The sequence below is a fragment of the Pontibacillus litoralis JSM 072002 genome, from assembly GCF_000775615.1.
In the GTDB taxonomy this organism is placed as follows: domain Bacteria; phylum Bacillota; class Bacilli; order Bacillales; family BH030062; genus Pontibacillus; species Pontibacillus litoralis.
Genome location: NZ_AVPG01000011.1, coordinates 43,675 through 56,156 on the forward strand (window position 1 = coordinate 43,675; position 12,482 = coordinate 56,156).

A 12,482-nucleotide genomic window follows, 5' to 3' on the forward strand; every position below is an offset into this window, starting at 1 on the left:
GCAACTGTTGGACTTAGAACAACCATCAACGATTTACTTTTGTGTTGCTTGGATTAACCTGTTAATCCCTTCTTCTAATAGAGGACGTGGACATGCGATATTCATCCGCATAAACCCAGTACCTAATGAACCGAAGGATGCACCATCGTTTAAACCAACTTTTGCTTCCTGTTGCATGAAATGCTTTAATTGCTCCTGGGATAATTCAAGATTTCGGCAGTCTAACCATAGTAAATACGTTCCTTCAGGTTCTACGACACGGATGCTCGTATGCGTTTCAAGCATGTCTTTCACATATGCTTTATGGCTTTGAAGAACTGTTAATAAATCATCTAACCATGCTTCACCATCGCTGTACGCTGCTTCCATGGCAGTTATGGCAAACGTGTTAAGCATCTTCATACCTTGCTTAGTGAATTGATCATCGATTTGCTTTTTACGATGCTCGCTAGGAGTAACGATGTATGACGCTTGTAAACCTGCTAAGTTAAAGGTTTTGGATGGTGCTAAACATGTAATGGTTTGTTCCGAGATTTGATCACCTAGAGATGCGATTGGTATATGGGTATGCCCTTGATAAATTAAGTCTGCATGAATTTCATCAGAAATAATCATCGTGTTGTTTTGTAAGCAAAGTTCGGCCATGCGTTGTAACTCATCCTTCGTCCAAACGCGTCCAACAGGATTGTGCGGATTGCATAAAATGAATGCTTTAATCCCGTTTTTTAACTGTTGTTCAAAGTCATCAAAATCAATTTCATAACGATAATTATTGTACTGTAAAGGATTTTCTACAATCGTTCGTTGATGCTTTTTAATTACATCAAAGAATGGGGGATATACTGGTGTTTGGATTAAAATGCGATCTTCTGGTTGTGTTACTGCTTCGATGATGGTATGTAATGACGGTACAACACCGGGGCTAAAGGTAATCCATTTAGAATCGATTTCCCATTGATGTCGTCTAGCTAACCATGATTGAATCGCTTCGTGTACACTCTCATCTGTAAACGTGTAGCCATAAATGCCGTGTGAAGCTCTTTTTGATATGGCATCCTGTACAGCTTGAGGGGTTGCAAAATCCATGTCTGCTACCCACATAGGAAGAACATCTTTCTCTTTAAAAAGTTTTTCCGTTAAGTCCCATTTTACTGATTTTGTATTTCTGCGATTAATAACCTCATCAAACTTAGTCAATCCAATGACCTCCTTCATAAAATGCTTCAATATACTTATCATACAAAAAAATAAAAACAATTGAAAAGAAGAAGGCTTTGATTTGTAAAGAAACAACAAGCAACTAAGAAGTCGCTTGTTGTTTAGAAGTAGCGCAAAACTGTTTAATTTTTTCAGTTAGAATGAGTGGTATTTCCTCAGGGAGAAAATGACCAATATTCTCAAATGTTTCAAGGGATGCTTTCGGCAAGTCTTCTACAAGTTTGTAGCCGAGAGAAATAGGTAAAACTCGATCTTCCTTGCCCCAAAAAACGAGACACTCAGAATCAATTGCCTGTAAATGCTGTGAGGGTAAATCTCCTTCACGTTCGCGAATGAGTTTACTTAAACATTGGAACATATTCTTTTTCAGAAAAGGTCTCATATATTCTTGGAGCATTTCTTTGTTGATGGTAGCGGGATCATAAACGCATTGGAGTAAAGATTCATAAGCGCCTTTTTTGTATAAATAACGCTTCACGTAAAGTGGGAAAAAGGGCAACTTTGTGAGAAATTGCATGATACTACTTGCTTTTCCTTGATAAGTTGAAGGGGCGAATAAGATAAGCTTTTCTACCCGATTAGGATAAAGGTGACTAAACAAAAGGGCAACTTGACCTCCCATTGAATGCCCTGCAATGGTTGCTTTTGGAATGTTATGCTTGTCTAATAATTCAGCTATAATAGTGGCGAAATTACGGTAAGTGAATTCGTAAGATGGCACTTTATCGGTGTCTCCAAATGGTGGATAGTCAAATGTAAAGATGGTAAATTGATCCAAAAGCTCAGAAATCATAAATCGATAACAGAATTTCGATGAAAATAATCCATGTACGAATACAATGGCTGGTTTCGGTGTGGAGGAGGTGGAATGATACTGGTACGAAACGTTAATACCATTATGAGTTAGCCATAAATATTCTTTGTTCATTGCTACTCTGCCTCCGTATCTAATGTTGTATTTATCTTTTGTTTCTTGTGAAATGATCAATAACATTATACGTATAGAGTATACAGTATAAATGAACACCTTTTACAAAAACTAAACATTATTTTAAAGCAGTTCACAATTAAATGTGATAGAATTAAAAAATTTAGTGGAGGAAAATCCTTAAACCTTACTATACGCAAAAAAAGCGGAATCATGTCAGGGGATTGTTGGCAAACTAAAAAAGCAAAGCGATTTAATCCGCTTTGCTAAACAGGGGGAATACGATAAAGTGTTTCGTTACATGTATTTCCCACCTGATGAATAAATAAACCTAAAAAATTCAGGAAATTATTTTTGCCTGATTGATAAAGATATGATAAAATTATTTATTGCGTGAAATGAAAACGAGAATAATGAATCAGGAGTTGTTTCAATATGGCAAAGTTTGAAGAAGGTCAAGTGTTACAAGGAAAAATTACAGGAATTCAGCCTTATGGTGCTTTTGTTGCATTAGATGAAGAAGTTCAGGGGTTAGTTCACATTTCTGAGGTTACTCATGGTTTCGTAAAAGACATCAATGAGCATTTAAACCTTGGAGATGAAGTGAACGTTAAAATTCTAAACATCGACGAAGAAAAAGGGAAGTACTCTTTATCCATTCGTGCGACTCAAGAGGCTCCAAAACAAGAGCAAAAGCCTAAGCAGCAACGCAAACCTAAGCAACAACAACAGTTCCAACAAGAAGAAACACCAGCAGGTTTTAACACACTAAAAGACAAGCTTGATGAGTGGATTAATCAGTCTAAAGAACGCGAAAACACATTCCGTAAGTAATGAAAAATACCGGTCCATAAGACCGGTATTTTTTTAGCTTTCTGGTTGAGTTCGATCTGCCATTTCTTCATTTGGCTTGAACAATAGTCCTAAGTTAATTAATCCGCTAATACCTACAAGTGTGTATATGATGCGTGCGAATGCTCCACTTTGTTCTCCACCACCAAATAGAGAAGCAACTAAATCAAATTGAAACAGTCCAATAAGTCCCCAGTTTATAGCCCCAATAATAACTAAAAGTAATGAGATTCGTTGTATTACGCTCATTTTGTTATTCCTCCTTCAAATGAATGGTACAGCTATAGTTTTCTATATTCCCAATAAAATATACCTCTTATTAAATCTAGAGCGTCACTTGCTGATAAGAATGCTTATGGAGCTTTCCTTTTTAAACAATTTCGAAAGCATATGATATTAGTAAGGAGGAATAGTAAAGAAGATGAAAATGAGCACTACCTTTGTCGAATGTGCAACTTTTTTTATTTGTATTCGTTTACATGGTGAGGAGTTCTTGATTTGCTATATTCGTTTCGATAAAGTTAATTTAGCAAGTAAACTTGGAGGGATACATATATGACACACATTCGTTTTGATTATGAGAAAGCAATGTCCTTTTTTAATCAACAAGAAATTGACAACATGAAAGATTATGTGAAACTTGCTCATCATTCTTTACATGAGAAAACAGGAGCAGGAAATGATTTTCTAGGGTGGCTTGATTTGCCTAGCGAATACGATAAAGACGAATTTAGTCGTATTCAACAATCAGCAGACAAGATAAAGACCGATTCAGATGTATTAGTCGTTGTCGGGATTGGTGGATCTTATTTAGGTGCTCGGGCTGCGTTAGAAATGCTCAATCATACATTTTATAATGAATTGACGAAAGAGCAGCGTAAAACGCCACAAGTAATCTTCGTAGGCAATAGTATTAGTGCCCCTTACATTAATGATCTATTTGATGTGCTAGAAGGAAAAGATGTATCTGTTAATGTCATTTCTAAAAGTGGTACAACAACAGAACCAGCTATCGCTTTCCGTATTTTCCGTGACTTCTTAGAGAGAAAATACGGCAAAGAAGAAGCGAGAGAGCGTATTTATGCTACAACGGATCGTCAAAAAGGTGCACTCAAGACGTTAGCGCAAGAAGAAGGATATGAAAGTTTTATTATCCCTGATGATGTAGGTGGGCGTTTTTCTGTCCTTACAGCTGTTGGGCTATTACCAATTGCGGTCAGTGGAATAGATATACAAGAAATGATGAATGGTGCTCAAACGGCTGAACAAGAACTTGCAGCTTCTGAGCTAGACGAAAACCCTGCTTATCAGTACGCCGCTGTACGTAACGTGCTTTATAACAAAGGGAAGACGATTGAAATGCTAGTAAATTATGAACCAGCTTTACAATATTTTGCTGAATGGTGGAAGCAGCTATTCGGTGAGAGTGAAGGAAAGGACCAAAAAGGGATTTTCCCTGCGTCTGCTAACTTTTCTACAGATCTTCATTCAATGGGACAATATGTACAAGATGGTCGCCGTGACTTGTTTGAAACAGTTATCCACGTTGAGCAGCCAAAGAGTGATGTCACTATTGAAGCAGATGAACAAAACTTAGATGGTTTAAACTATCTTGCAGGTAAAACAATTGATTACGTGAATGAGAAAGCATTTGAAGGTACGTTGCTTGCGCATACAGATGGTCAAGTACCGAATTTAATTGTTCATGTGCCACAATTAGATGCATTCACATTTGGTTACATGGTGTACTTCTTTGAAAAGGCGTGTGCTATTAGTGGGTACTTACTAGGGGTAAATCCATTTGATCAGCCGGGTGTTGAAGCTTATAAGAAAAATATGTTCGCTCTATTAGGTAAACCAGGATTTGAAGCGCAAAAAGCAGAACTTGAAAAACGATTAAACAAATAACGTTGGCATGAACCCTTCTGCCTCTGGTGGAGAAACCTGACATGAAATTGTGTCAGGTTTCTTTAGTAATATAAGCAATATTCGCACATGCTAAAGAAAAAAGAGAGGTAGTGAACTTTATGATTACTATTCCATCAAAGGTTGAGTCACACACCTTTTCCTTGTATGACTTAGAACAGATGTTAAAACCAATAGGCTATGTGATAGGAGGGAATTGGGATTATGAACATGGTTCCTTTGATTATAAAATGGAGGACGATGAAGGATATCAGTTTTTACGTGTCCCATTTATTGCGGTGAATGGCCAACTAGATGATAAAGAAGTAAGGGTGAAGCTCGGTCAGCCTTATTTATTAGCTCATCAATACCAGAGTGGACTAGATGATCAGGTGCATAGCGGAAATATTCAAGCGGCCTTTAACCAATTTCAAGAGCCAGAAAATCCCGATGCAGAAGTCCCGGAGCGTATCATTGAAATTGGTCAGCAACTCGTGTTCCAATTAGAGGAAGTATTATTTTCTTAAAGGGGATAATACAATTAAATCGTCTGCATTCGTCAAAATAGTTTGAGTGGGTGGGTTTATGTGTAACTCACCTTCTTTTATTAGTCCTAACAATAAGTCCTCTTGTTTTAGAAATTCTAGCGAGCACGTGAGAAACGTTTCACCAACTAAATGATGGGGAACTTCAACTTGTTTGTATTGCTGACTGGATAATTGACCTACTAATGTATAAAAGGGATCTGTTTGTCCTTTGCGGTATAGAGCATGAAAGAAAAGCGTACTCATAAAATCATTGGAACGAATGACGGTGTCGGCCCCAGCTCGTTTCGCATTGGCAATTTGTTCTTTCGTTAATATTTCGGTAATGATGAATATGTTAGGGTTTAACCCTCGGATCGCTACAGTATCTAAAATGCTACTTTGATCTGCTTGTCGTTCTTCCATAGACGGGTCGGAAGTAATAATGGCCGCTCTTGCTTTTGCTATATTTGCTTTCATTAACGTATCGTCCTCAGAACCGTTACCTTGGATGAAATGAATAGGCCATTGCTTGTAAGGGATAGCCCTTAGCGTATGATCTATTAATACAACGTGTTCTTTCGGTGCAAATTGTTGTACCATCTCTACTAATTGCTTCGTGCGTTCATTCCAACCAATAAATATAATATGCTGCTCGCCTTTATATTCTATTTTCCCTTTGGCTAAATCTTTTTCGTATTTTACCGTTGAGGCGGAAACCGTTGCCATATAAAAGGTAACTAACCCTCCTCCTGCAATGATTAATAAAATGCCTACTATTTTCCCAGTGACTGTTTCAGGAACAAGATCTCCGTACCCGACTGTTGAGCCTGTAATGACGGCCCACCATATCCCTTCAAATACAGTTGGAAATGCTTCAGGTTCTATCCAGTGAATGACAATACCAAAGAAAACCATAAAAGTAGCAACAGTAAGCAGTAAACGCAGAAAAATAGGTGTTCGAAAATACCATTGAAAAAACGTATGCAAACTCATAAGAATCTCCTCATTTTTTGTACTAGTATTGTCCACATTAAGCATAATCAAACCATTCCATTTTAAAAACGAACGATATAACGAAATAACAAATTAAATATTCGTTTTTTGTTCTTTTTCTATTGAAATTTTGTTTGAGGTTGTTATAATGAGGATAATTTCATAAAATATTGTTGCTCATATAATAGTGGGGATATGGCCTACGAGTTTCTACCAGATTACCGTAAATGATCTGACTATGAGTATTGCTTTTGTTCATATTTATTAGTAGCTCTATGAACAGTGCGGTACTCGTGCTGTTCATAGAGCTTTTTTGTATGTAAAAAGAAAAAGGAGAGAACTGAAGATGGAATTATTGAAAGACAAAATACGCAAAGAAGGAAAAGCACTGAACCATGAGGTGTTAAAAGTCGATTCTTTTTTAAATCATCAAATTGATCCTGTATTGATGAAGGCGATTGGGGAGGAGTTCGCAAGTCGTTTTCATAAAGAGGGTGTCACAAAAATTTTAACATTAGAATCATCGGGCATTGCTCCTTCTGTAATGGCCGGTTTAGCAATGGGAGTTCCTGTTGTCTTTGCACGAAAACAGAAGTCTTTAACGTTAAAGAGTGACATGATACGCGCACGTGTATATTCCTTTACGAAACAAGAAAGCAATGATATTAGTGTGGCATCGAAATATTTACAACCTGAAGATAAAGTGTTCATCATTGATGACTTCTTGGCAAATGGAGAAGCAGCACATGGATTGCTGTCAATATGCAAACAAGCGAACGTTAAGGTAGCGGGCATCGGTATTGTAATTGAGAAAATGTTTCAATCAGGAGGAAAGAAACTACGTGAAGCAGGAATTCGAGTCGAGTCCTTGGCGCAAATTGAAAAGCTAGAAGAAGGCAAAGTCACCTTTAAAGAGGAGGAATACTGCGTATGAGGCAGCAATTAAAACTAGGTGCGATTGGCTTTCAGCATGTGTTAGCGATGTATGCAGGTGCGGTAATTGTCCCTCTTATTGTCGGAGCGGCTTTAGGAATGAACGAAACAGAACTAACCTATTTAGTGTCGATTGACTTACTCATGTGTGGGATTGCGACGATATTACAAGCTGTTAGTAATCGTTTCTTTGGTATCGGGCTTCCAGTTGTACTAGGGTGTACATTTACAGCGGTAGCACCAATGATTTCTATTGGGACTAGCTATGGTGTTTCAGCGATTTACGGAGCAATTATTGCAACTGGGCTATTTGTTTTATTATTTGCTCCTGTATTCGGGAAGTTAATTAAATATTTTCCTCCAGTCGTAACAGGATCTGTCGTGATGATTATCGGCATCACATTAATACCTGTGGCGATGGATAATATAGCTGGTGGTGCAGGTAGTGATGATTATGGTGCAATGTCGAATCTAGCCCTTGCATTTGGTGTACTTATCTTCATTCTTTTCTTACAACGTGCTTTTACAGGATTCATTCGAGCGGTTTCTATATTAATTGGGTTAGTGGCAGGTACAGTAGTGGCTGCGTTTATGGGCATGGTTGATTTTACTCCTTTCCTTACTTCATCGTGGTTCCATGTACCAAAGCCATTTTATTTTGGGACACCAACGTTTGAATTGGCTCCCATTATTACGATGATTTTAGTTGCTATCGTGAGCTTGGTGGAATCTGCTGGTGTATATTTTGCCCTAGGTGATATATGCAATCGTAAACTGACAGAGAAAGAGGTTACGAAAGGGTATCGCGCAGAAGGATTGGCGATTATATTGGGAGGAATAATGAACGCCTTTCCTTATACGACTTATTCTCAAAATGTCGGGTTAATTCAATTATCTGGCGTAAAGAAACGGAACGTTATTTTCATTGCTGGTGGAATCTTAATTGCTATTGGGCTAGTTCCGAAAATCGGTGCGATTACGACGATAATTCCTGAGCCTGTGTTAGGTGGTGCCATGGTTCCGATGTTCGGGATGGTCGTTGCTTATGGTATTAAAATGATTAGTGCGGTAGATTTGAAACGACAAGAAAACTTATTGATTGTTGCTTGCTCCGTAGCTATGGGGCTAGGTGTAACGGTCGCTCCAGAGTTGTTTGCTCAATTCCCAGAACAAATAAAGATTTTAACAGACAACGGCATTGTAGCAGGGAGTTTCACAGCTTTTATATTAAACTTATGCTTAAATGAAATTCCTCGTAAAGTGAATACTCCTGCAAGAGAGGGAAAACTAGCATCATAATGAAAGGATAAAAAGGAAGCGGCTTTCTTTATATCAATAAAATGGCATGGTTACAATATTAAAATGTGACAAAAATGTGTAGTTTATGTAATCGTTTTCTAAAAATATGTTTAGATGTCCCCGTTTTGTTTTCGTTTTCGTTACAATAGAATTTACACGCTATGTTTAACGTGTACAACGAATGAAGGGGTTCAAATCGATGATATATGAGGTAGTAAAAGAACATCACAAAACGAACAAAAACCCGCTCAAGCTGTCTGTAGGCGATCAAATCACTTTTAAAGCAAGAGTAAGTGGTCCAGAAGTGTATGAGCGTTGGGTATATTGTCTTCATGAAGTTTCAGGTCTTGAAGGATGGGTGCCAGAACAACTTATTTATAAATATAAAGACTATGAAGGTGTTATGATGAGAAGTTATAGCGCTAATGAATTAGAAGTAGATATTGGTGATAAGTTTCAAGTGCTTGAAGTGTTAAATGGCTGGGTGTGGGGGAAGTTAATTTCATCAGGTGAGATGGGATGGCTTCCGAAGCAATGCCTAGAAGATTTTATAGAATAATAACAGCTAGCCCTAGCATTATCTTTCGGTGCTAGGGTGTTTGTTTCTAGACATGTTAGTGTTTTACCATTGATTACGATAAGATAAGTAAAAAGAGAAAGGGGAATGCAACGTGGAACAACAGCAGATGGATTTCTTAATGGAATTATTAACAACACCTTCACCGTCTAGTTTAGAAATGGGTATTCAAAAAAAGTGGTTGGAATATGTGAGGCCTTATGCTGATGAAATACGAACAGACAATGCTGGCAATGTCATCGGTGTATTAAATCCAGAGGCTGAATTTAAAATTATGTTGGCTGGTCATTGTGATGAAATTGGGTTAGTCATTAATCGGGTGGACGAACGAGGCTTTCTTCATTTTGATAAAATGGGTGGAATTAATCCCAAGGCAGCTGTTGGCATGAAAGTTACTGTTCTAGGTTATGGTGGCACGGTTACGGGAGTGATTGGCGTCAATGCCCAACACCATGGTGGATTAAAGGGAGACTTTAGCTTAGAGAATTTGTTCATTGACTGTGGTGCGAAATCCAAAGAAGAAATGGAACGGTATGTACAAATCGGTGATCTAGCAGTATATAAACGAGAGCCTGAAATACTAATGGATCGATACCTATCTGGAAGAGGATTAGATAATCGTACGGGATCCTTTATTGTAGCGGAGGTATTGCGCCAATTATCACAACATAACCTAAACGTTGGTGTATATGCAGCCAGTACAGTAAACGAAGAAACTAATATGGGAGGGGCGTATTTTGCGGCAGCTGGAATAGAACCAACGATGGCCATTGCCGTGGACGTTACATTTGCTACGGACTATCCGAAAGTGGACAGCAACAAGCATGGTGATGTCCGTTTAGAGAAAGGGCCAGTATTAGCGAAAGGGGCACCGATCAATCGGAAAATGAATAAACCACTTGAAAATGCTGCCAAGTCTTTAAATTTGAATGTGCAATATGAATTGACACCGAGAATGACTGGTACAGATGCAGATAAAATGCGTTTGACTGGACAAGGTGTTCCTGTAAGTTTAGTTTCCTTGCCGCTTCGTTACATGCACTCGCCTGTAGAGACAGCTAGCATGCAAGACATAGAAGAAGAAATAGCATTGCTGGTACATATGATTAAGGAAATGACTGGAGAAGAAAGTTTGAACCCATTAGAAGATTAAACGATAATATGTATGAAAAACTTTTTTCTGTTCAAATGTGATTTTTTTTATTATAATGAGAATTGTATTCAACTAAATAACGATTCCATCTTCGGGGCAGGGTGCAATTCCCGACCGACGGTGATGAACCCACTTGGTGTTCTAAGTCCGTGACCCGTTTAGCCAATAGGTTAAACGGTTGACCTAGTGTGAATCTAGGACCGACAGTTAAAGTCTGGATGGGAGAAGATGTTGAGCGAAAAAATGGGTGTATAGGTACCCTTATTTCCTGATGACTAATTCCCCCCTGAAGTATGCTTATTACTTGAGGGGTTTTTATGATGGTCGTTTATATGTGGGAAATACGTTCACCTTCATCTGGGATGTGAATCGGTAAGAAGAGATGAAGGAGGAGATCGATGATGCAACCAAGTAAAGGGAGCTCATCCAAATTAGTAAAACTCATTACACTTTCGTTAATGGGGACCATTGCTTTATTGCTCATGCTTTTAGATTTCCCATTGCCAATGTTACCACCATTTCTAAAGGTAGACTTAAGTGACATACCAGCACTATTTGCGGCACTTCTATTCTCACCAATTGCAGGTGTCATTGTAGAAGTGTTCAAAAACGGCCTACACTTTATGTTGGGAAGTGGGGATCCAATTGGTTCATTAGCAAACCTACTAGCGGGTATCATGTTTATACTGCCAGTTTCGATGTTCTATCATCGTTTTAAAACAGTAAAGAGCATTGTATCTGGGCTAGTGACTGGTACCATTATTATGGCAATTGGTATGTCAGTGTTAAACTATTTTGTTATTTTGCCGGCATACGCTTGGTTAATGGGATTTGAAGTAGAGGGAACGAAGCTAGGCTATATTACTGCGGGGATTATTCCGTTTAATGTTATTAAAGGCGTAATCGTCAGCTTGTTATTCATTCCGTTATTCATGAAATTAAAGCCATGGTTGGAACAAAAACAAGCTAAATTGACGTAACGATAAAATGTAAAGGTGTTACAGAAGTAGAGGAATACTTCTGTAACACCTTTTTTTATTTTCTATAAAGTTTCACAAGTTTATTAAAAAACGGTAAAGTTGTTTACATTTCGTTCATATTAAAAATACTTAAAACGGCGTAGTGTTTAGTGTTTGGTCAAGAAATGGGCTTTTGGTTAATTAATAACTTCACAATATCTTAAACGTTTTTACATCATTGCTTTAAATAGAATCAATCTTTTCACATTATACTTTTACTTAACTTGAAACAATTGTGGGGGGATGGAGATGGATTTACATATGCATTCTATTTTTTCGGATGGTGAATGGACACCGGAGCAGTTAATTAGACAAGCAAATCAATCTTCTGTTAGAACAATGGCGATAACAGACCATGATGAGATTACTGGGTACGTGCAAGGGAAAAATCTAGCTCAAGAACTAGGTATTCAACTTATTGCTGGTATAGAACTGAATACGGATGGGCCTGATGGAGAACTGCACATGTTAGGCTACGGCTTTGACCCTGATAGTGAGCAATTAGTAAGGCACATTTCATGGAGGAAGCAGGAGCGAAGAGAATGGGCAGAGCGAATGATTAACAACTTATGTAAACTTGGGTATGACATTGATATAGAAGGGTGTCTAACACATGTTACAGGGGATATAATTGTCCGTACTCATATCGCTGAAGAATTAAAGGTCAAAGGATATTTCCGAACTGCGAACGAAGCGTATGCTAGTTTGTTAGTTAAAGGAGCTAAAGCTTATGTTGATCGTGAACCTTTTAGTGCCAAGCAAGCTATCGAACTGATTCATGACATTGGGGGTACAGCTTATATCGCTCATCCAGGTATATATAATACTGAAGTTGACTTTGAAACATTGGTGCGCTATGGGTTGGATGGAATTGAAGTGTGGCATTCTAAGCATAGTGAAGATCAAGTGATATCTTTTTGGCGCGAAGCAATGCGGTTAAAGTTAGAGGTATCAGGGGGTAGTGACTTTCATGGTCCTAACTCTAGAAATCCATATGCTATTGGTAGTGTCTCGATACCTTCCTCAGTTAAGAAAGAATGGGAAGAAAAAGGGCTAGCGCTGAGAGGGAGTGAATGAG

The 12,482-nt window shown here is 38.2% G+C and carries 13 protein-coding genes and 2 riboswitches; of the genes, 9 read left to right on the top strand and 4 right to left on the bottom strand.

The features are described 5' to 3' along the window. Window positions 1-33 precede the first annotated feature (33 nt). Together N784_RS08630 and N784_RS08635 are read right to left on the bottom strand one after the other, a co-directional pair. Window positions 34-1,197, bottom strand: a complete 1,164-nt coding sequence (locus N784_RS08630) for a MalY/PatB family protein (RefSeq protein ID WP_036834163.1) — start codon at window positions 1,195-1,197, stop codon at window positions 34-36. A 103-nt stretch (window positions 1,198-1,300) separates the two neighbouring features. After that, window positions 1,301-2,146 carry an alpha/beta fold hydrolase gene (locus N784_RS08635; RefSeq protein WP_036834165.1) on the bottom strand — a complete coding sequence of 282 codons (846 nt, stop codon included), beginning with the start codon at window positions 2,144-2,146 and terminating at the stop codon, window positions 1,301-1,303. A 435-nt stretch (window positions 2,147-2,581) separates the two neighbouring features. Between N784_RS08635 and yugI the strand changes: the two genes are divergently transcribed. Beyond that, window positions 2,582-2,980: a S1 domain-containing post-transcriptional regulator GSP13 gene (yugI, locus tag N784_RS08640; protein WP_036834166.1), complete on the top strand. Its 399-nt coding sequence runs from the start codon at window positions 2,582-2,584 to the stop codon at window positions 2,978-2,980. A 33-nt stretch (window positions 2,981-3,013) separates the two neighbouring features. On the opposite strand, the gene N784_RS08645 is transcribed toward yugI, so the two are convergent. Beyond that, window positions 3,014-3,247, bottom strand: a complete 234-nt coding sequence (locus N784_RS08645; RefSeq protein ID WP_036834167.1) for a DUF378 domain-containing protein — start codon at window positions 3,245-3,247, stop codon at window positions 3,014-3,016. 306 nt (window positions 3,248-3,553) lie between these two features. Here N784_RS08645 and N784_RS08650 point away from each other — a divergent pair, with 306 nt between their 5' ends. Both N784_RS08650 and N784_RS08655 read left to right on the top strand, forming a co-directional pair. Beyond that, complete coding sequence (locus N784_RS08650; RefSeq protein ID WP_036834168.1) at window positions 3,554-4,906, top strand: glucose-6-phosphate isomerase; 1,353 nt, start codon at window positions 3,554-3,556, stop codon at window positions 4,904-4,906. Window positions 4,907-5,025: 119 nt separating this feature from the next. Beyond that, the gene (locus N784_RS08655) at window positions 5,026-5,430 is read left to right on the top strand and encodes a YugN-like family protein (RefSeq protein ID WP_036834170.1); all 405 of its coding nucleotides are present in this window, start codon (window positions 5,026-5,028) and stop codon (window positions 5,428-5,430) included. Here N784_RS08655 and N784_RS08660 read toward each other — a convergent pair. Continuing rightward, window positions 5,419-6,423 (bottom strand): potassium channel family protein, encoded by a 1,005-nt coding sequence (locus N784_RS08660; RefSeq protein WP_036834172.1) that lies wholly within the window; start codon window positions 6,421-6,423, stop codon window positions 5,419-5,421. The genes N784_RS08655 and N784_RS08660 overlap by 12 nt on opposite strands. Window positions 6,424-6,580: 157 nt before the next feature. Then, window positions 6,581-6,682: riboswitch (purine riboswitch) on the top strand. A gap of 87 nt (window positions 6,683-6,769) precedes the next feature. Here N784_RS08660 and N784_RS08665 point away from each other — a divergent pair. From N784_RS08665 to N784_RS08690, 6 genes are all read left to right on the top strand, one after another. Next, the gene (locus N784_RS08665) at window positions 6,770-7,357 is read left to right on the top strand and encodes a xanthine phosphoribosyltransferase (protein WP_036834174.1); all 588 of its coding nucleotides are present in this window, start codon (window positions 6,770-6,772) and stop codon (window positions 7,355-7,357) included. After that, window positions 7,354-8,655: a nucleobase:cation symporter-2 family protein gene (locus tag N784_RS08670; protein WP_036834175.1), complete on the top strand. Its 1,302-nt coding sequence runs from the start codon at window positions 7,354-7,356 to the stop codon at window positions 8,653-8,655. Before N784_RS08665 ends, N784_RS08670 begins: the two co-directional genes overlap by 4 nt. 199 nt (window positions 8,656-8,854) lie before the next feature. After that, on the top strand, window positions 8,855-9,214 hold the full coding sequence (locus N784_RS08675; RefSeq protein ID WP_036834176.1) for an SH3 domain-containing protein: 360 nt from the start codon (window positions 8,855-8,857) through the stop codon (window positions 9,212-9,214). A gap of 127 nt (window positions 9,215-9,341) precedes the next feature. Then, window positions 9,342-10,385 carry a M20/M25/M40 family metallo-hydrolase gene (locus tag N784_RS08680; RefSeq protein WP_084600204.1) on the top strand — a complete coding sequence of 348 codons (1,044 nt, stop codon included), beginning with the start codon at window positions 9,342-9,344 and terminating at the stop codon, window positions 10,383-10,385. 83 nt (window positions 10,386-10,468) lie between these two features. Then, window positions 10,469-10,619: riboswitch (FMN riboswitch) on the top strand. A gap of 167 nt (window positions 10,620-10,786) precedes the next feature. Continuing rightward, entirely contained in the window at window positions 10,787-11,365 is a 579-nt protein-coding gene (locus tag N784_RS08685; RefSeq protein WP_036834239.1) for an ECF transporter S component, read from the top strand. Window positions 11,366-11,653: 288 nt separating this feature from the next. After that, window positions 11,654-12,481 (top strand): PHP domain-containing protein, encoded by an 828-nt coding sequence (locus tag N784_RS08690; protein ID WP_036834180.1) that lies wholly within the window; start codon window positions 11,654-11,656, stop codon window positions 12,479-12,481. Window position 12,482: the final 1 nt, after the last annotated feature.

Coding starts and splice junctions, on each gene's coding strand:
- N784_RS08635 (WP_036834165.1), bottom strand. CDS start 2,146: ATGAACAAAGAATATTTATGGCTAACTCATAATGGTATTAACGTTTCG.
- yugI (WP_036834166.1), top strand. CDS start 2,582: ATGGCAAAGTTTGAAGAAGGTCAAGTGTTACAAGGAAAAATTACAGGA.
- N784_RS08645 (WP_036834167.1), bottom strand. CDS start 3,247: ATGAGCGTAATACAACGAATCTCATTACTTTTAGTTATTATTGGGGCT.
- N784_RS08650 (WP_036834168.1), top strand. CDS start 3,554: ATGACACACATTCGTTTTGATTATGAGAAAGCAATGTCCTTTTTTAAT.
- N784_RS08655 (WP_036834170.1), top strand. CDS start 5,026: ATGATTACTATTCCATCAAAGGTTGAGTCACACACCTTTTCCTTGTAT.
- N784_RS08660 (WP_036834172.1), bottom strand. CDS start 6,423: ATGAGTTTGCATACGTTTTTTCAATGGTATTTTCGAACACCTATTTTT.
- N784_RS08665 (WP_036834174.1), top strand. CDS start 6,770: ATGGAATTATTGAAAGACAAAATACGCAAAGAAGGAAAAGCACTGAAC.
- N784_RS08670 (WP_036834175.1), top strand. CDS start 7,354: ATGAGGCAGCAATTAAAACTAGGTGCGATTGGCTTTCAGCATGTGTTA.
- N784_RS08675 (WP_036834176.1), top strand. CDS start 8,855: ATGATATATGAGGTAGTAAAAGAACATCACAAAACGAACAAAAACCCG.
- N784_RS08680 (WP_084600204.1), top strand. CDS start 9,342: ATGGATTTCTTAATGGAATTATTAACAACACCTTCACCGTCTAGTTTA.
- N784_RS08685 (WP_036834239.1), top strand. CDS start 10,787: ATGCAACCAAGTAAAGGGAGCTCATCCAAATTAGTAAAACTCATTACA.
- N784_RS08690 (WP_036834180.1), top strand. CDS start 11,654: ATGGATTTACATATGCATTCTATTTTTTCGGATGGTGAATGGACACCG.